A 21,140-nucleotide genomic window follows, 5' to 3' on the forward strand; every position below is an offset into this window, starting at 1 on the left:
ATTATTACAATATGTTTAATATATTTAGATAATATTATGACAATATTCATTTGATAAGTTATAGGTAAAATGTTGAATATCGTCACAAATTATGATAATATTTATATATTAAGTTTAATAAAAATTAAATAAGGTGGTTTGCATGTTACCAAGTGAAAGACAAAATAAATTCTTAGAACTTTTGTCAACTAAAGATGTAGTTACCAACTCAGACTTTATGGCAAAATTCGGTATATCCATTGAAACAGTTCGAAGAGATTTAAAAGTATTAGAAAATCAAGGCAAAATTGAAAAAATCTATGGAGGAGCCAGAATCAAAAATTCAAATTTAGCCGAACCTACCATGGAACACAGAATGGTAAGTAAACAAAAAGAAAAAAACTTGATTGGGAAAAAATGCAGTGAATTTATTAATGATGGAGATTGTATTTTTATTGACAGCGGATCTACCTCATATCATATTTCAAAACATATTGGCAACAAAAAAAATCTCACAATCATAACTAATTCAATTCCTGTAGTGAACGAATTAATTAATACAGATTTTGAGATAATCATAATAGGGGGAAAAATACGACATGAAGAACGCTCTGTTGTGACCTTTGACTACATATTTAACTTTTCAGAATTAAATATTCAAAAAAGTTTTATTTGCGCTGGAGGTATCACACCTGAAAAAGGAATCTCTGATTTTAACATGCAGGAAGCAGTGACAAGAAAAATAATCATTGAAAGATCAAAAGAAATTTTTGTTGCTGCAGATAGCAGTAAATTAGGAAAAGATGTAACCATAAGCATTGCACCATTGGATAAAATCAACTATATCATTACAGATTCTTTCCTAAATAAAAATATTGCAAATAGTTTTAAAAAAACTAAAACCTCACTAATATTAGCCTATGACTGAGAAAGTTATATTGGTATATAAAAACAACTCATCGTTATGATGGGTTGTTTTTATATACTTTAGTGCTCCTTTGGAGAATTTATTGTACCACTTAGCAGTTCTTATCTCCCACTTTGAAGAACATGGAAGTATTAGCTAATTACCATGTTGAAACAAATCAATTTATTAATCTATAAATTTAAAAAATTGATTTATGATTTATATATTTTAAAAAATATTAATTTGTATATTAAATAATTTAACTTTGTCATTGATTTGTCTACAATTTGATATTATAATAAAAATATACAATAAGAAAAGGAGAAACCTCATGTGTGAAAATTTAATTATTGAGACAAAAATGCTTCGCAAAAGCTTTGTCTCTAAAATCAAGGGAAAAGAAAAATTAGTAGAAGCAGTAAAAGGTGTTGACCTTACAGTTAAAAAAGGTGAAATCTTCGGATTTCTCGGCCCAAATGGTGCGGGAAAATCAACTACTCAAAAAATGCTTTCCACTTTACTGCTTCCAACCAGTGGGGAGGCCAGGATTAATGGATATGATTTGACAACGCACAAGCAGCAGATACGCCAGAGTATCGGGTACGTAAGCCAGGCTGGCGGCACAGATTCTATATCAACAGGAGTTGAAAATTTAGTTCTGCAAGCACAGCTCTATGGACTGGATGTTACAGATGCAAGAAAACAAGCTGCAAAATTTATTCATCGTTTTCAAATGGACTCTTTTGCTGATCGACGGGCAATTACATATTCAGGAGGCCAACGTCGTCGATTAGATATAGCCCTGGGGATGATTCACCATCCAGAAATTTTACTTCTAGATGAACCCACCATCGGCCTTGACCCTCAAAGCAGGGCATATTTATGGAAAGAAATACAAAATTTAAAAGATGACGGTATTACAATTTTTCTCACTACCCATTACTTAGATGAAGCTGACAAACTCTGTGATACTGTAGCTATTATAGATAATGGAGAGATTGCAGCCACCGGCACGCCGTCGCAGCTAAAGAGCGATATCGGCTTTGATACTATTTTACTGGGTTTTGCTACAGAGCAAATTGCTAAAAAATCCGAGGAACTGTTAGCTGAAGTAGTACAAGCACAAAAAGTACAAGTTAAAGACAATTTGGTTTATTTATATATTAAAGATGGAGAACAAGTTTTGCCTAACATAATACGGTTACTTGATACTAACAACTTAGAGACTAAAAGTATTTCTTTATCAAAACCTAGTCTGGATGATGTTTTCTTAAAACACACCGGTAGGTCATTAAGGGAGGACAATTGAAAGATGAAAATGTTACACGAAACAAAATTAATGTTTATAAGGAGCATACAACACACCCTTCGAAATCCAATTTGGCTGTTCCTTAATTTATTCCAGCCTCTGTTATATTTATTTCTCTTCATGCCACTATTGAAAAGTCTAGGAGGCGTACCAGGGTTACCAGCAGGAAGGACAGTTGAAGTTTTCACTCCAGGACTTCTAGTCATGTTAGCACTATTTGGCTCAGCCTTTGTGGGGTTCGGTCTTGTAGACGAAATCCGCTCCGGTGTAATCGAACGCTTTCTAGTTACCCCGGTAAATAGATTATCTATTCTGCTAGGCAGAATATTGAAAGATGTAGTTGTACTCCTGATTCAATGTATTTTAATAACTTTATTTGCAATTCCGTTTGGTTTAAGTATAAATATTGGTGGTTTTTTACTTTCTTTACTCTTATATGCTGTAATTGCCGTTGCTATGGCATCTATGTCCTATGCTTTTGCCCTTATCTTCAAATCTGAGGATACACTAGCTTCAATGCTTAATACAATTGCATTACCTATTTCCTTATTGTCAGGGATTATGCTTCCACTGGCACTGGCTCCTCTCTGGCTGAAAAATATAGCTAAGATTAATCCATTCTCATATGCAGTAAATGCTTCCCGTGCATTATTTGTGGGCAGCATAAACAATGTAGATGTAACAAAAGGTTTTATAATCATTATATTACTCGCAGCAATTACTTTCTGGTGGGCAGTAAGAACCCTTAAAAAGATGGCTGCTTAATTGATAAAAAGGTTCAGGTAAGGGAAAATATTCCTCATAAAATAAATTCCGCCTGAACCTAAAAATCACCCAATATTTTTACTTTCCATTAATTCCTCACGGGAGATCAAAAATTATTATTGTAAAAGTAAATACCTAAATATGTGCAGCGAAATACTTCCAATTAGCATGATAGTTAAAAATATATGAGTATATAACCAAAGCATTTTATGCCTTACATATATTTTTTTAAAACACTTCATAAGTATTCCAATTAATGTTATCAAAATCATCAATAGAAGGCTAATGTATCCGGTGGAAAACCTAATGTGAGTTAAGTTGTTTCCAGCATGGATAAAGGCTAAAATTGTTGCTATTACAGAAAAAACACAGTGGTAGTTTAATAAATTTTTAATCGGTAATTTTATTTGGGGACAAATGCTTTTGAATCTTTTAAATAAACTATAGCTGCAGCTTAGGATAAAAAATAAACATATCCACCAACCCGACAATTGATTATTCACCAGACTCTAATGCATTTTCAATAGCTTTTAAAATTACCTTACTGCTATTTGTTGCCCCTGAAATAGTATCCACCTGCAGACTTTGAGCTTTTACCACCTTTTCTGGAATAACTTCTGCTGGCTTTCCCCTTTCATTTTTATGACTTAGCAGGGTTATATCTACAATCTTATTATTTTTAACTGTAACTGCAACTTTTGCGCCCACATACCCCACATCATAGGAGCCTGTATATTTACCATCCGAAACCTTTGATAAATCCACATTACTAATTTTTAATTCTTCAATTGCTTTCTTATAATTCTGCACAGAAATTAAATATTTCCCCCCAATAATGCCCACAACTAGAATCACAATACAAACTGCACTAAGTACTATTTTTTTTACATTTGACATGCCAAATCCCCCTTCGCATAATTTTTACTGCTTGTTTTTATCCGAACACTACCATTGCTAATACTCCCATCTTCTTCAAAGTGGGAGATAAGCAATGCTATGTGCCTGGATAAGTTCTTCCCCTAAAGGATAACGTATTCTAAGTGCTAAAGACACTAAGAATACTGTTAATAAGGTTCAGATGGAGATAAGCAGTTCTCTAAAACAAACTCCAGCTGAGCCTAAGAATCACTTGATAGTTATATTTTTTAAATAATCAACTTCTTCAAGTCATTGCCTAAGCCATTACAACTTGATTTTCTTTCCATATCGGAAAGTGTATAATAATTATATATCTTTACTAATCCTTTTTGCTGTGTAGTGGCTGAATTTAGCTCTACATCAACTGCCTTTTCTTCAAAAGATATTTTATAGGTTTCATTTTCAAAGGGATAGGTAGGAAGTGCCACCTTTTTCTCCTTGCCTGTGGAGAGTTTATTAGGATTATACCTAGTTCCCAGTACATAAAGCTTAGCAAATGCTGTTATAATAGATTCTACAGCATTTTCATTTATATTCATCTCAACCCAGTTAAACAGTCTATCATCATAAAATTCTTTATTCTTAATTTTATCAACTTTGCCAGGATAAATAACTACCTGATCTTTATTTACAAATCCATCTAAACTTTTAATATTTTCTATAACCTTTATTGGAATATCCAAAAACTCTTCAATAGCTCCTGAAGGTGTTAATATAGGAGAATTTAAATACACGGCATTTTCATTGCTCTTAGAATAGTTACCCTCTTCTATAATGCTAATATGAATAAGTTGCCCCAAAGCCTGATCTAAATTTATTAAACCTGTTAAAACTGCTGCAGTTAAAATGCCCGTACCCTGTGCAATTATTCCGCAAATATTTAAATCAAAATCATTTAAAAGAATGCCAAGTGCATATTGAACTGCAAAAGAATGAATAAGTTCAATTTCTTCACTATATTCATTTTTCAACTCCTTATATCTATCCATGCATTCTCTGTATGCGGTATTAAATGCAGCAAAACGGGAACATAAATCATGTTTACAATCTTCAAAAATCTTCATGTTACCATCCAGCATAAGGTAAGCTTGAGTTTCACGATTTGGGTGAGAACGTCCCTTATAAACTCCTTCAATGCTGCTGCCGTTTTCAAGTGAAGTAAGCACTTTCAGCAAATGCGCCCTTGATTTCACTACTGCTGCAGCCTTAGTGATTAATTCCTTTTGAGCACTATTTACAGTAAAGCAAATTGAAGCTGCACTTAAATTTTCATACTGTTCTATGTGATTCTTTAAATTAGCAGCTATGCGTTTCACCACATTTTCATTTCTACCAGTTAACTGTAACAGGTATGGAGGTCTTTCTTCCTCATATTCCCTTATATCTGGAGCTTTTTCCAGAACCACATGAACATTGGTTCCACCAAAGCCAAAGGCATTCACTCCTGCCCTTAGAGGAGTTATGTTATTGCCTTTCCATTCCATCGGTTCTCCACTAACAACATAAAATGGAGAATTAGCAAAATCTATATTAGGATTACTTCTTGACTTATCATAGTTTACAGTGTGCGGTATTTTTTTATTCTTAAGTGCAAGAACTACTTTTATTAAACTTGTAACTCCAGATGCGGATAACATATGTCCTATGGAAGATTTAACTGACCCAATAGCACAAAAACCTTTTTCTGATGTAAAGGAACGAAAAGCGTGAGTCATACCTTCAATTTCAATAGGGTCACCCAAAGGTGTACCTGTACCGTGAGTTTCAATGTAAGATACGGTTTCTGGATTGATATTTGCTTCCAAATACGCTTTTCTTATAGCATCTGCCTGTCCCTGAGGTCTAGGAGCTGTTAAGCCCTGAGAATGTCCATCATTATTCATGGCAGAACCTTTAATTACAGCCAGTATATTGTCCCCGTCTCTCATGGCATTTTCTAGTGGTTTTAACAGTACTGCACTGGCCCCTTCTGAAAGTACCATACCATCTGCCCTGCTGTCAAAAGGGTAACAAACTCCTGTTTTAGATAAGGCTGTTACTCTGCTTAAACCTACAAATGGAGTAGGTGAAAGATTCAAATTCACACCTCCAACTATAGCCATTTCACTTTGTCCTGTTCTAATACTCTCACATGCCAGGTGCAGTGCTGCCAAGGAAGATGAGCATGCTGAATTAATTGTTAAACTTGGCCCAGTAAAATTCAGACAGTGACTTACCCGAGCTGCTACCTCATTTAAACTATTTCCTGCAACAAAATCAGGAAGCATCTCTGCTGGTTTCAACACATTAAAAATACTGTTCATTATTTCATCCTGTTCTGCATGGCCTATGTTATTAAATGTGTGATTACTTGATAAATAATTCTTTAGTTTCATGTAAGTTCTATAATTTGCAAAGTGTTCTCCATAGGTGTTTTGTTCACAGCCTACAAAAACTCCAATATTATTTGAGCCATATCTTCCTCCATAGCCAGCTTGCTGTAACGCTTCCCATGCAATCTCCAGAAAAATTCTCTGCTGCGGATCAGTAACAACAGCTTCACTTGGGGACAAACCAAAGAACATAGGATCAAACTCGTAGGGCTTATCTATAAACCCACCATACTTGGAATAAGAAGTATACAAAGAGTTTACATCTGTACTAAAATAATCCTTTAATGACCATCTTTCTGATGGCACTTCTCTTATCATACATTTGCCACTTTCAAGAATACTCCAGTATTCATCTAGTGTATTTGCACCTGGTATTCTGACACTGGCACCTATTATTGCAATATCCTTTATTTTTTCCATTGGAAAAGTATTTTTTTCTGAAATATCTATTTTTTGTGCTGTTACTCCATCGGAATCTCCAGAATAAACTTTATCAATATATTGTGCCAATGAATCAGGAGTTTGATATTCAAATATTAATGTAGGATATAATTCTATTCCAAGATTATGCCCTAACTTTTCCATAACTTTAACTGCTCCCAGTGAATCCAAGCCTAACTCAAGAAAATTCTGTCCTATATCTAGTTCTTCCTGATGAATCTGCAATTGGTCAGCAATAATTTTATAGACAGTCTCTCTAATATTTTGGGATTTTTTAAAGTCTAGCGTATTAACTTTAATTGAAAGAGGTTTCTTTTCCTGTGTTATTTCAAGCTTATCTAGAATGTGTATTACTCTTTGACTTCCATCTGACAATACCCTCATTAGTGCTTCCACAGCTTTCTCCACAGGAAGAGGATTTAATCCTTGAACTTTTATTGCCATTGAAGCCATATTACCAAGATTAGCACCCATTCCAGTTTTAGACCATAGGGAATAATTTAATGCAATAGTTTTTCCCGGTACATTTTCAGATGCCCTATAAAAACTGTATGTTGACAAAAAGGAATTTGCTGCAGCGTAATCGCCAAGTCCTGCTGACCAGATCTTTTTCGAGGAAGATACTGATGAAAGCATAACAAAAAACTTTAAAGGCTCCTTTCTTGTAACATAATCAGTTATTATCGCTCCCTGCACCTTAGGTTCTATAACACTATTCACTGTATCAACGCTTTTATCTAAAAGTTTAAAGCTTGAAAAATCCCAGGTGCCCGCTGCATGAATTACACCTTGAATAGATCCATATATATTATTTACTTTCTCCATAAGGACTTCCATTTCATTAATTTTTGTTACATCTACAGCTTCATAAATAACATTTGCTCCAAGTTCTTCAAGCTTTAAGATTAAATCAATCTTTTTAGCCCATTTAGCATTATTAGATATTTGTGTATTCCACTCTTCTCTTAATGGTAATCTTTCACGGCCTGTTAAAACTAGGTTAACTTTAGCCTTTTTAGCAAATGCTTTGGCAATTTCACCTCCTACAGCACTTGCACCTCCCGTAATCAAATAGGTTTCGCCATCATTAAACTGGATTTTTGAAGATTTACTCAATTCACCTGTGTTGATTAAATCTCTTACATACCTTACTCCATCTCTGATAACTACTATACCCTCACTATTTATTTCCTTCCCTATCTCATTAAATAGGATTTCAGCAAGTTCTTTATTAGATTTATACTCTTTTTTATCTATATCTATACAATATGAATTTATAAAAGTATTTTCCTGATCTAAAGCTAATGCCAGAGTTACAGCAATAGATTGGTGTGGATTAAAGATTTTATAATTTTCAGTTACAGATATGCCGCTGTTTGTAGCCAGCAATAATCTGATGTTTCCTGCATTAAGTTCTTTTAAAGCCTTTCCAATACACAATATACTGTAAATATCCTCCCGAACCACCCTGTCATCAAATACAAATTCTGATTTCCAGGCTTCCCTTTTAAAATTCCATAAATGTATCACTGCAGCTATAGGTTCTGGAATGTTTTTAAAAAGCTCAACATAATCCCTCTCCACTAACGGATTAATTATAAAATTTTTATTGGAATCACAGCTGTATTCACTTCCTGAGCTAACAACATAAATTTTATTTTCTTTTTCATCAAACATTGATTTGAATTCTTCTCCAATGCCATTTCCATCATCAAATATTACTACATTCCCTGCTGGTAATAAACTAAGGGAGTTGTCTGATTCAGCTTTCCAGTTCCAACTATAAAACCAGCTGTTTGGTACCTTTATATTTTCCATTCCAAAATCAGGCCTATATGTACTCCTGTGGAATGGATATGACGGTAATTGAACCTTATTATAGCGAATACCCTGCTCAAATTTTTCCCAATTTATATTTATTCCTGAGCAAAAGAGTGAAGACAGTGTGCCTAAACAGGTATCCCAGGAATCCTTCTTGCGGTCTGAAGCTGTGAAAATTATTTTAGCATTGCTAGTTTTTATACCTCTTGCCATTCCTGATAATATCTTATCAGGGCCACACTCAATAAAGGTATCTACAGAGTTGTCTGATAAATATTTTAAACTTTGCTCGAACTTTACAGGTTGAAGAATATGCTGAATCCAGTATTCAGTATCAAAAGGTTTATTCATTATTTCTCCTGTGACATTTGATACTACAGGTATTTTAGGAGAATTAAAGGTTACCCCCTCTAATACTGCCTTGAAATCACTCAGCATTGGCTTCATAAGCGGCGTATGAAAAGCCTGGGAAACATTTAATTTTTTAAATCCTATTCCCTCTTTTAGCAGTACTTCACTAAATTTTTCTATCGCATTTACTTCCCCTGATATAACCTGATGGGTTCCATTGTATGCTGCAATCCAAACATTACCTTCAAAAGCTTCAAGTAACCCTTGGAGTTTGTCTCCAGAGGTAAACACTGCACACATACTGCCCGATGACTGCAGCTCTTCCATTAATTTGCCTCTGGCAGCTACTATTTTTGCAGCATCCTGTAGACTTACTATGCCCGAGAGACAAGCTGCTGACCATTCACCAATACTATGACCAAGCACATAGTTAGGTTTAACCCCTAAATCTGTAAAGAGCTTTCCAAAAGCATAGTCAATAGTAAACACCACCGGCTGTGTAATATTTGTCTTTGCAAGAAGTATTTCATCTGCTTTGTCACTATAAATCAAGTCAGTTATCTTTTCATTAAGGTAAGGATAAAACACCTCCGAGCATTCATCAATATATGTCCTGAAAATAGGCAGATCTTCATATAGTTGTTTTGCCATGCCAACATATTGTGAGCCCTGACCTGTGAACATTAATGCTATTTTAGGAACTACTTTACCCTCAATATGATCTAATTTCACTTCTTGAAGCTTACTCATTAAATCCTCACAAGAGTCTGCAACCACACTACAGCGATATTTAAGCAGTGTCCTGGTGACATTTTCTGTATAACATATATCTCCCAAGGAACTTTCATTATTAGTCTTAAGATATTCTACTAAATTTTTTATTTTTTGACTTAATGATTCTTTTGTATTTGCAGAAAGACATAGAACATGCTTAGATCGTTCATATATTTTTTCAGTCTTTGTTTTAGTTAGCTCAGGAGTCTCTTCAATAACCATATGGCAATTAGTACCTCCAAATCCAAAGGAATTAATAGAAGCCCGTCTGGCTATGTTTGGAGAAACTTTCCACTCCTTTGCCTTAGAAATAGTATAAAAAGGAGTCCTATCAAATTTAATAGAAGGATTAAGCTCATTTAAATTCACATTAGGAGGCATAATTTTATTATTTAAGGCTAATACCACTTTAATAAAGCTGGCTATACCCGCACTGCTGAGAAGATGTCCAATATTTGATTTAACTGACCCTATAGCTATGGAATTAGCTTCAGGACTCCACCTTTTAAAAGCCCTGTCTAGAGCTCTAACTTCACTTAAATCCCCAATCTTTGTACCAGTGCCATGTGCTTCTACATACTGTATATCCTTAGGATTGAAATCATTATTTATATACAAGGATTCAATTACTTCACGCTGGCCATCAGGGTTAGGTGCCATAACTCCTATAGAGTGTCCATCATTATTTATCGCACTTGCTTTGATAACTGCAAGAACATTATCTTCATCTTTCAAAGCTTTTTTCAAAGGCTTCAGCAAAACTAGACCTGCACCTTCTCCTGGAACAAAACCATCAGCTTGAGAATCAAAAACTCTTGACAGTCCGCTTGTTGACAGGGCACCTGCATTACTAAAATATATATATGGAGTAGGAGTGAGTAAAAGGTTAATTCCTCCTGCTAGGGCAAATTCACATTCACCCCTAAGAAGAGACTGGCAGGCCAGATGAATAGTCACTATTGAGGATGAGCAGGCTGTATCTATCACCATACTAGGCCCTTTTAAATTAAATTCCTGAGAGGTTCTAGCTGCAACCATATTCAAAATATTATCCACAAGTAAATTAGGATGGAAATGGGTTATACCAAGCTTATTTTTCCATTCCTCAAGAATAGACTTTTGTTCTTCTTTTGTAAGTGAGTTAAAACTATCAAAGCTTTTGAGATTTGACATATTTAAAGTATTTAAATGATATTCATAATAGGAATTTGTACCAGCTCCAATAAATAACCCCAAATTTTTCCCACCTATTTTTTTCTTACAATACCCTGCCCTCTCTAATATTTCAAATACTAATTCAAGCATAATTCGCTGCTGAGGATCCATAACAGCGGCCTCCTCATCAGATATATTAAAAAATTTAGCATCAAAATCAAAAGGTTTATCTATAAAAGCACCTGTACTGCAATTTGTTTTTATTGGATCAACATCAGTACTATAGTATTTATCTATATCCCATCTATCTGCAGGTATTTTATCAATACTACACTTTCCATTTACGATATTATTCCAAAATTCTTCAGGAGTTGATGCATCAGGAAAACGGCAGGCCATTTCTATTACTGCTATGTCATCATCCTTATCTACTAGGGATGGAGCTACTTTTGTCACATTAATTTCTGGGGTATTTTCTTCATGTAATCTTCTAATATATTCATCCATATCACTTATAGTTTCACAATTGATAAGTATATCATGACTTAAAGTTAATTCTAATTCATCTTCTAGCATACTTAAAATTTGCACTGCTTTTACCGAAGTTCCTCCTAATGATAAAAATGACTGATTATATCCTATACTTTCTGCAGGTCTGTCCAGTACTTTCGCCCAAATTTCACGTATTTTATCCATATTTTGTCCTGATATTAAAGGCCTGGATGTTTCACTTTTCTCTGTTTTTTCTATCTCATTAAATAATAACTCATCTGAGGTAAATGTTTCACCCTCATACTCATTATTTAAAAATGACTGTACCAGCATAAAACGCTGTATTTTACCGCTGGTGGTCTTAGGAATAGATTTAATCAAAACAACATATTCAATGGCAATACCAAAAATTTCATTTATTCTACTAAGTATATTTGCATAAAAGCTTTTTGAATTATCCTTATTGATACGAAGTGCAGAAAATAAGGCAACTTTTTCTCTTCCTTCTTTTTCATCATGCCATGCGCATACTACAAGTTTTCCTGGTTTTACCCCTTCAAATTCTTCTAACTTAAACTCAATATCATGTGCAAAGAAATTTTGTCCATTAACAAAAATTATGTCCTTCATACGCCCTGTTACACATAACTTTCCATCAATCATAAAACCAATATCACCTGTTTTTAGCCACCCATCCTGAAAGGAATTAAGGGTCGCTTCTGGATTATTAATGTAACCTGAAGTAACATTGTCACCTTTTATTTGAATTTCCCCCAATTGTTTTTCTAAAACTACTTTTCCCTGCTCATCTACAATACGAACCCCCGTTCCAGGAACAGGATATCCTTCACTGGCCACCTGGAATGAATCAAAATTACCTTCATCAATTTCTTCAGCTATTGAATTATTTACAAGGCTATTTCTGCTGATACAATGACTTTCCGGTTTAGTACCTGCAATGGGAAAAGTAACAGCTAAACAAGCCTCAGCCATTCCATACACCATATACATACTTGTTTCAGATAAATTACATACAGCTAATTTTTCCATAAATTCTTTAGCTAGGGGTACAAAAATAGGTTCTGCACCATTAAAAATTAATCTTAGGGAACTTAAATCCCAGGCTTCAAGATGTTTGTCTGTAATTTTTCTAAGCAGTAATCTATAGCCAAAATTAGGGCTGGAAGTTACAGTAATTTTATGCTTGGAAATTGAATCAAACCAAAGAGCAGGTCTTCTTACAAACTTTACAGGATGCATGTTTATCTGAAATATACCTAATGCAATTAATGTCAAATGATTGCCAATTAAACCCATATCATGATAATAAGGCATCCATGAAAAAAATCTATCCTCTGAAGTTAAACCCGCCCCTTCAATAATTCCTTCTATATTAGTCAATAAATTTTTATGTGTTAAAATTACTCCCTTAGGTTTATTGGTAGTTCCTGAACTAAATTGTATAAAAGCAGGCTTTTCTGATGGTGACAGATTTATTGAACCTTTTACTGTACTCTGCTTTAAGATTGATACATCCAGCATCAACATATTTTTACAATCCTCATATAACTCATTATTTTTCATACTTCCAATCATAGAAGCATCACTTATTATTACAGGTTTTTCAAGGGTATTCCACACATTTATGAGCTTTTCTAAAGAAGCATTTTTTCTCTTGAAGGATGAAGGATAGGAAATTGGTGCAGGTATAATTCCGCCAAGTATACAAGCCCAAAAGCTGATGGCAAAATCAATATTATTTTCAAAGGAAAGAATTGCAAAATCGTCTTGTTTTAAACCATTTTCTTGAAGCATTCCTAAACAGTAAACAGCCTTTTCAAGTATTTGTTTATAGGTTAAGAAAACTTCTGTATTATTATCTTGTATAAACAATATCCCTCTATCCTTTTGATTTTCTGAAGCTTCTATTAATAAGTTACCAATATTTATTTTACTGCAATACTTGCCTGTTATAGGCTTCCCCCAGGCAATTGACATTTTTTCATTATTCATGTAATCATCCCCTTAATTATAGTTTCTCAAATTATACTCATATTTACCTCTTTTAATATAGACTGTAAAAAGAAATACAACAAAAATTAATAGACATACACTAAAAATATAATCATTTCCAAACAAACTCATAACTGTAGATGAAATCACCGGACCCATGGTAGATCCAATTCCATAGGAGAAAGTAAATAATGAGGTTCCAGAAGGTATATCTTCTTTATCTAAGTTTTCAACTGTAACTGCCAGCGATAATGGATATATAGGACCAATGACAGCACCAGATAAAAATGAGAAAATTAATCTTAGCGCAAAATTATTGAAAATTATAATTCCTAAAACCGTAAATACAGAAATAAGAATAATAACTATCAAAGTTTTCTTTCTTCCCAGCTTATCTGAAATATAAGTCATAGGTATAGTACCTGCAATACTTCCCACTACAAATATTCCCAGAGCATATCCAAGATATGAAAGGCTATATTTTTCATGGAGAAGAAAGATAGGATAGAGAGTAATTAGAGTAGTTTCTGTAAAACCATATAAAAACGCCCCCTGAAGTCCAATAAATACCTTTCCTAATACATTTCCCTCTGGCTTTTCTGGAAATATTATTTTTTCTTTAAAATTTAGCCCTATTATTATTGGACACAATACGAGAGTAACTATAGGAATCATAAAAGGAAACCAAGCTTTATACATATATAACTGTGGACCTGTAACAGAGCTGAATATAAAACCTACAGCAAAACAAAATGAATATAAGCCACTGACTATACCTCTTGTATTATCCTCCGTTAAATTATGGAGCATTGTTTGTACTCCAACCATATCAGCACTTATGCCAAATCCCATGATTACCATTAAAAAAAGCCAGAGAAATAAGTTTGTAACCAAAGGAAAAATACCACAGGCCCCTGCAGCAATTAATGCCCCTAATAACATAACTACTTTTATGTCCTTATTTCTCATTCTTTTATCCATTAGAATAGAACCTATTGACATAAAAAGGAAAAAAAATGATGAAATTATCCCAATATATAAGTTTCCCACATTATTTTTTTCTAGGTGAGTGGATGCAAGGGGATTTATGATCCCCATTGCAGTTCCCAGGAATAAACCTACAATATAAAGTACCCATTTTTTTTTTGAAGCAGCAAATGTGCATTTTCTCTTAAATTCATAATAGTTTGTCATTCCTCCTTACCTTTTACTCAATGCAGCTCTGAGAGCGGGTATATGCTGGGATCCAAACCAGTACATATCCTGCTTTCCAAAAATTTTAATAGCTTCTCCAGTAATATACTCTGATTTATCTGAAGATAAGAATAAAACTAAATCGGCAACTTTTTTAGGTGACATAGCATTTTTCTTAAATGCACCTGGAGCCATATTTGTATCTACCATAGCCGGACAAATTGCATTTACCTGAATGTTATTAGGTTTGAACTCTTCAGCTAAAGATTTAGTTAGTCCAATAATTCCATGCTTAGACGCTGAATAAGCACTCATCAAAGGATATCCTATAAAAGATGAATCAGAACCTAAATTAATAATCTTTCCTGATTTTTGTTCCACAAAATGTGGTATAGTCAAATAACACAGGTTATATGTTCCAAACAAATTGACTTCTACAATTCTCTTCCATTCCTCTTCTTTAATATCCGTGAAAGGAGCCATTTTCGTTATTCCTGCGTTATTTACAAGAACATCTATTTTACCAAATTCAGAAACAATTTTTTTCACAGCATTCCCCATAGCATTATAACTGCTGATATCTGCTGTTATAGTTATAACTTTACTGCCAATTCTTTTAATCTCTGCTGCTGTTTCTTCCAATTCACCTGCTGTCCTTGATATAATAGCTATCTCAGCACCTTCTTTAGCCATTTCAATGGCAATAGTTTTTCCTATGCCTCTTCCTCCACCGGTTACAATTACACTTTTGTTTGATAAAAAGCCCTCCTTTTTACTTCCCCTTATTAATGAAAGAGGCTTTAAAGTACTATTATATTCAGTATTTTTCTGATTATTGATATAGGAAATCATCTCTATACAAACTTTCATGTATTCATTTCCAAGACGTTTTATGGTAGATTCACTGTACATATTCTTAGAATATTCTATTTCTAAATTTAACTCACCATTTACTATAGAATAGAAGAATTCAATTAATGAAATTCTCTTTTGATCAGGATGGGAATATCTCCTGTCAATATCATCCTTTGAAAATTCAAATATATCATATTGAGGTATATCCCTGTTTCCCAGATAATTTGATCTTATGGATGCTAAATTTAAATCAGGATATAGATATGAAGGCAAATTGTCTGAAATCAAATCGTAGCTTATACCGTTCATTGGAACTCCATTCATAGCACTTGTGATCTTATTGACTATTTCATTCCAATCCTCATTGTGTCCTATAGTAACTCCCAGTGGATAATTTATTGCAAAATTTCCTGCAGTCTGGAAAAATATATTATTACCCAGATCCCTTCCATTCATTCTATGGCTTACTACTATCCATGATTTGTTATAAAGCTTTTGCAGCATTTTATAAAGCGGTGCCAGTAAAATTGGATATACACTTGTTCCGAAGCATTTCTTTGCAGTAGTCAATAACTGCTGTGTTTTAGCTTTATCTAAAATAAACATTTCTGAACTAGCAGACTGCTCAGTATTACTGCCTAGGTTAAAATCCTCAGGAATCTTAAAGGAATAAAATTCTGAAGGAAATTGTTTTTTCCAATAATCTACAAACTCCAGACCTTTATTCTTCTTTTCTTCATTAACTCGCAGAACAAAATCCCTATATGATTTTGATTTTTCAAGTTTAATATCTTCAGTCAGAATAAGTTGTCTATATATTTTCCATATATCCTTAAACAACAGTTGATTTGTTATAACATCAGAAATAAGGTGATGTCCAATTACAGAAATATCATAAAGAGAACTATTTACCCTTACAACAACCACTTTCCAGAGGGGCCATTTGTCTACTTTTAGATCTAAGATAATTTTATCAATTAAATTTTTGACCTCTTTGTCTCTCTCTTGATGCTCCATATGAGAACCATCATAAAAATCTGCTTTTACATTTTGTCCTAAAGGCAAAAATTTCTGCTGCCATTTTTCTCCTTTATTAACTAATACACTTCTTAAAACATCATGGTTATCAGCTAATATTGAAAGGGCTTTGTTAAATAGCTTATAATCTAAAGGCTGTTTGTATAAAAACCTTGTATATCCAGTCCATTGATATGGATAATCAAAATAATTCATTAGCCAATTCTGTGCAGGTGACAGTGGTATTTCACTGGTTAGTGCATCTTCAACCACATTACCCTTTAGTTTCCTTTGAGATAATTCATTCAAAACTTTTCTATCAAGCTTCCCATTAGGAGTCTTTGGCAAAACGGTCACCCATTCAAAGCGGTGGGGAACCATGTAATAAGGGAGCTTCTTTGTTACACACTTTTTTAATTCACTATCATCTACTTTATTACCTGAAACCCAGGCAAATAATTGCTTCTGCCCCTGAATATAGTCCACTGCAATTACAGCAGTTTCATTTACACAAGGATGAGTTCCAAGCACTGCTTCAATTTCTCCCAGCTCAACTCTAAATCCTCTTATCTTCACCTGATTATCTTTGCGTCCATGATATTCATAACTCCCATCTTGCCTTCTGGAGGTTAGATCTCCTGTTCGATACAAATAATCACCTGGCACATCTTTAAAAGAATTAGGTTTAAAGGCTTCTTCTGTTTTCTGTCTATTATTCATATAGCCACTGGAAAGCTGAACACCACCAATCCAAAGTTCCCCTATTTCCCCATCTGGAAGTTCTTTCATATTTTCATCTAAATTTTTGATGAACACATTGTCAATAGGTCTGCCTATTGGAATACTGTTTTCTCCATTAGTTCCAGGCCTTTTGTCAATCATGTGACAGGTAACATCAATAGATGCCTCAGTAGGTCCGTAAAGATTTGCAAGTCCTATTGATAAACCATGCTTATCTATCCATTTTTGCATTGTGGCCATTGGCAGTGCCTCACCACTAAAAATTAACCATCTTAAATCCTTAAAGTTATAATCATCATCCTCTAAAGCATTTACAAATTCACCAAACAAGGATGGTACAAAATGCATTATATTTATTTTTGTATCTATCATCCATTTTCCTAAGCTCCATGGATTTTTTACAGTTTCCTTACTAGCAGGACATACTATACCTCCATACATTAAAGGCCAGAAAAGTTCCCATACAGATATATCAAAACAACAAGATGTCTTCTGTGCCACCCGTTCTCCTGGCTTTAACTTAAAAGTATCTTGATGCCATTTTAACCTATTCATATAACCTCTATGCCCCAGCATAACCCCCTTAGGATTTCCAGTTGAACCTGAAGTATAAAGAACTGTCATTAAATCATCAGGAGAATTTATAACTTCAGGCTCACCATCATGAGCAGCCATCCATTGTTCCTTTAAAGTCTGCTTGTAGTTGTATATTGAATCCAAAGGAGTACCATAGTCCAAATACATAAGGACTTTTATGACAGAATCCTCCTTTATTAGTTGTTCTAATGAAGTTTTTAACCCATGCTCAGTAAGTAAAATTTCTATACCTGAGTTATTTAGTATATATTGAACTCTTTCTGTTGGATAATCAGGATCCACTGGCACATAAGCTGCACCTGCTTTCATAATACCTATCATACCAAGTAACATCATAGGACCTGGAAATACCATTATTCCAACAAGGGAATCTCTTTTAACACCCTGGCTTTTTAAATAATTAGCAATTCTGTTTGATATGCGGTCTAGTTCCCTATAGGTTATACTCTCACCCTTATACACAATAGCTATTGCATCAGGCGTAGCCCTGCACTGCTTCACAATTTGTCTATATGGAATTTGTTCTTTCTCCTCAGGATAGCTCTCAGTTAAGCTTTGATTTTTTTCAACTATTGAAGCCATTTCACTTAAAGTCCTGCATTCAAAAAGAGAGTTTTTATCAACTCCTTCATGAAGTTTACACAATCTTGTTATTATACGAATACGCTGTAAAGAATCAACTCCAAAATCAGCCTCCAGATCCTTATGTACATCCTCTTCACAGATAGCTGTACAGCAAATTTCCTCGGCTATTTTCTGGAGTTCTCCAAGTAACATTTTATCTTCCGAAACCTCTAGCCTTAGTACTTCATCCTGATTTTCCACTTCATAATTTGCAAGAAAATAAAGATTATCTATAAATTTTTTAATTAACAAATTAATATCATCTTCATGAAAATGCAAACTATCATAATTGGATGAGATAAAGATTTGATTTTGGAATAATTCAATAACATTATCTATAGCTCCTGCATTAGTTGACGTATATGCTTCATAATCAACTATTTTTAAATTGCCATATTTTTCTTTTATGTGAGTATCTCCAACAAAAGAAAGATATAAGTTTGATTTTAAGCTGGAACGTACAAAAGCTGCTGCTGTTTTAGACATCTTTCCATCTTCAAGCATATCCTCATCTTTTGCCATTTTAGCAGCAATGTAGGTTTGAGCCCTGTCTATTCCTGCAGATATTTTATCTTTTATTTCTTTATCTACCCTCATTACTAGTGTCACCCAATCCTCGTCAGCCTCTTTTGAATTAAAGCTTAGTGACATATTCTGGGCAAAGCACCCTATAAGTCCTGTTGCATCAATACTAGGATATACCTTCCCTCCGGTAGGTAAATTTAATATAATTTGATCACTGTCCTCATCCAGCTGTGTTACAGATTTTAAATAAGCACTAACTATAAGAGTAAACAAAGATACTCTCCATGCTTTTGATTTGTCCATAAGAAGCCTGGTAATATTTTCACTTATCCAGTATTTCTTAGTCTCAACTTGAGCAAATTCATTATCAGCATTACCACTACCAAAAGGATTAAAACTATACTTTGTTTTCCCGCAAACTCGAGAATAACTATCTAAATTTTTGTTTTCTTCAGGATCATTCCAATTATTTATCTCTGAAACTACTTTATTATAATCGCCGAGAGATACGCTTTCCCATAATTTTACACTGACACCCTGTATTTTTGCTGCATATATCTCAAGTATCTCTCTGAGGATTTGTTGATTTCCCAATCCATCTGAAATCAGATGATTATTTGCCAATATTAGTTCATATTCAGCGTCATTTATCTGAATCACCATAAATCTATGAAGCGGGTATACAAAAATATCAAAGGAATTGTTTAGAATTTCTTCAATAATCTGATTAATTCTCTGACTTTTAGCTTGCGCAGGCATGTGTCTTATATCTTGTACCTCTATTTCAGGTAAGGTAGGATTACTGAATACTTTAAGACTATAGTCTTTAAAACTTTTTGCTCCCTCACAAACATCAAATTCCCCCCGTAAACTAGGATGCCTCTTTACTAATTCAATCCAACTTTCCTGCAGCTGATTTAAATAAAGTGGACCCTGAATTTTTACACCTGAACAAATAGTTAATGTCCCCACCGACCAATAAGATACTAAAAATGGATATTGAGCATTCAAAATTACTAAATCATCTTTTTCACTTTGACTTAACTCCTTCACATTGTAAAACTCCTCAAATATAAGAACAATTTCACCTATTGTTTGCAATGACATCAACCGTACTATAGGATACATAGATGTAAACTCATCCAATTGTTCAGCAGGTACAAGCTTCATTAGCTGGTTCATCAATGTTACCATTTTAATTGAATCAATTCCCAAATCACCTTCAAGAAACATTTCACAATCAAGATCTTCAACTTTATGCCCAGTTACATTTGATATAAGTTCATATACTTGCCCTTTCATATCTTCTGAATTCATTTGATTAATACACACTTTAAATTCCCCTTCCATATGTTATTAAAGTATCTGACTTATAGACAGTTATCCTGGTAAAATATACTTTCATTTCACATTAAATTTTCTAGTTTTTTAAGCCACGTGGATAAAATTTTACATAGCATTTTTTCTGGTTTTGGTGTAATATGTTATTGGTTATTTGTCATAGTCAGCTCTTTATATAAGTCATCCATAAATCAACCTATATCTTAGAGTTTGGCTATGCATTTTTTATGAATAAGTATTTTACAGACTTGTTATAACATGATTTATAGTTTCAACCACATTTTTCATATTATCATTTATGAAGAAATGTCCTCCCTGAAAGGCGTATTTTTTACATTGTTTTCTTGTATAACCTGACCATTCATCTATTTTTTGGACATCCACCAATTTATCATGCATACCATAAAAAATAGTTATGGGATAATCAAATGGGTTTTTTGTGTCATTATATTGATATGTTTCAAGAATCCTAAAATCAGCCCTGAGTATTGGAACAAAATAGCTGGCTAATACTTTATCTTCAAAAACTTCAGCAGGAGTAGCACCATATTCTAGGATAATATTTTTAAACTTATCTTCAGGCAACCTGTAACAAAGTTCTCTCTTACTTTTAACATGTGGAGCATTAGAACCTGAAAATATTATATTAAGAGGATTATTTAGACCGGATTGTTTAATTTTGCAGCTTAGTTCATAGGCAATTATACTCCCCATACTATGTCCAAATATTACATATGAACAGTCATTTAAAACATCTTTTATTGATGAAAAAACATCATTAACTGAGTCTTCAAGGGTTGTATATAAGGGTACGTTTCTCCTTCTTCCCCTTCCAGCCAGTTCAACTCTATATATTTCAATAGATCTGTTAAGATATTTTGTCCATTTACTGTAAATCATCGATGATCCACCAGCATAAGGCAAGCAGATTAATCTAATTTTATCCATT

8 protein-coding genes are annotated in these 21,140 nt (G+C 33.7%); 3 read left to right on the forward strand and 5 right to left on the reverse strand.

The annotated features are described in order from the left end of the window. Positions 1-142: 142 nt before the first annotated feature. The 3 genes from ACJDU8_RS00065 (at position 143) to ACJDU8_RS00075 (ending at position 2,960) form a co-directional block, all read left to right on the forward strand. A complete protein-coding gene (locus ACJDU8_RS00065) occupies positions 143-907 on the forward strand; it encodes a DeoR/GlpR family DNA-binding transcription regulator (protein ID WP_406790115.1) in 765 nt (254 codons plus the stop codon). Positions 908-1,217: 310 nt separating this feature from the next. After that, positions 1,218-2,195: an ATP-binding cassette domain-containing protein gene (locus ACJDU8_RS00070; protein ID WP_406790116.1), complete on the forward strand. Its 978-nt coding sequence runs from the start codon at positions 1,218-1,220 to the stop codon at positions 2,193-2,195. A gap of 3 nt (positions 2,196-2,198) precedes the next feature. Next, positions 2,199-2,960 carry an ABC transporter permease gene (locus ACJDU8_RS00075; RefSeq protein WP_406790117.1) on the forward strand — a complete coding sequence of 254 codons (762 nt, stop codon included), beginning with the start codon at positions 2,199-2,201 and terminating at the stop codon, positions 2,958-2,960. 495 nt (positions 2,961-3,455) lie between these two features. On the opposite strand, the gene ACJDU8_RS00080 is transcribed toward ACJDU8_RS00075, so the two are convergent. From ACJDU8_RS00080 to ACJDU8_RS00100, 5 genes are all read right to left on the reverse strand, one after another. Beyond that, entirely contained in the window at positions 3,456-3,857 is a 402-nt protein-coding gene (locus ACJDU8_RS00080) for an FMN-binding protein (protein WP_406790118.1), read from the reverse strand. Positions 3,858-4,105: 248 nt separating this feature from the next. Then, positions 4,106-13,297: a beta-ketoacyl synthase N-terminal-like domain-containing protein gene (locus ACJDU8_RS00085; RefSeq protein WP_406790119.1), complete on the reverse strand. Its 9,192-nt coding sequence runs from the start codon at positions 13,295-13,297 to the stop codon at positions 4,106-4,108. Positions 13,298-13,309: 12 nt separating this feature from the next. Further along, on the reverse strand, positions 13,310-14,491 hold the full coding sequence (locus ACJDU8_RS00090) for an MFS transporter (protein WP_406790120.1): 1,182 nt from the start codon (positions 14,489-14,491) through the stop codon (positions 13,310-13,312). A 6-nt stretch (positions 14,492-14,497) separates the two neighbouring features. Further along, the gene (locus ACJDU8_RS00095) at positions 14,498-20,200 is read right to left on the reverse strand and encodes an amino acid adenylation domain-containing protein (protein ID WP_406790121.1); all 5,703 of its coding nucleotides are present in this window, start codon (positions 20,198-20,200) and stop codon (positions 14,498-14,500) included. Positions 20,201-20,431: 231 nt separating this feature from the next. Continuing rightward, the gene (locus tag ACJDU8_RS00100; protein WP_406790122.1) at positions 20,432-21,139 is read right to left on the reverse strand and encodes a thioesterase II family protein; all 708 of its coding nucleotides are present in this window, start codon (positions 21,137-21,139) and stop codon (positions 20,432-20,434) included. Position 21,140 lies beyond the last annotated feature (1 nt).

This window comes from Candidatus Clostridium eludens (assembly GCF_045310515.1).
In the GTDB taxonomy this organism is placed as follows: Bacteria; Bacillota; Clostridia; order Clostridiales; family Clostridiaceae; genus Clostridium_B; species Clostridium_B eludens.

What these genes read in the sequence shown, in the direction of transcription:
- ACJDU8_RS00065 (WP_406790115.1), top strand. Translation starts at nt 143, where the DNA reads ATGTTACCAAGTGAAAGACAAAATAAATTCTTAGAACTTTTGTCAACT.
- ACJDU8_RS00070 (WP_406790116.1), top strand. Translation starts at nt 1,218, where the DNA reads ATGTGTGAAAATTTAATTATTGAGACAAAAATGCTTCGCAAAAGCTTT.
- ACJDU8_RS00075 (WP_406790117.1), top strand. Translation starts at nt 2,199, where the DNA reads ATGAAAATGTTACACGAAACAAAATTAATGTTTATAAGGAGCATACAA.
- ACJDU8_RS00080 (WP_406790118.1), bottom strand. Translation starts at nt 3,857, where the DNA reads ATGTCAAATGTAAAAAAAATAGTACTTAGTGCAGTTTGTATTGTGATT.
- ACJDU8_RS00085 (WP_406790119.1), bottom strand. Translation starts at nt 13,297, where the DNA reads ATGAATAATGAAAAAATGTCAATTGCCTGGGGGAAGCCTATAACAGGC.
- ACJDU8_RS00090 (WP_406790120.1), bottom strand. Translation starts at nt 14,491, where the DNA reads ATGACAAACTATTATGAATTTAAGAGAAAATGCACATTTGCTGCTTCA.
- ACJDU8_RS00095 (WP_406790121.1), bottom strand. Translation starts at nt 20,200, where the DNA reads ATGGAAGGGGAATTTAAAGTGTGTATTAATCAAATGAATTCAGAAGAT.
- ACJDU8_RS00100 (WP_406790122.1), bottom strand. Translation starts at nt 21,139, where the DNA reads ATGGATAAAATTAGATTAATCTGCTTGCCTTATGCTGGTGGATCATCG.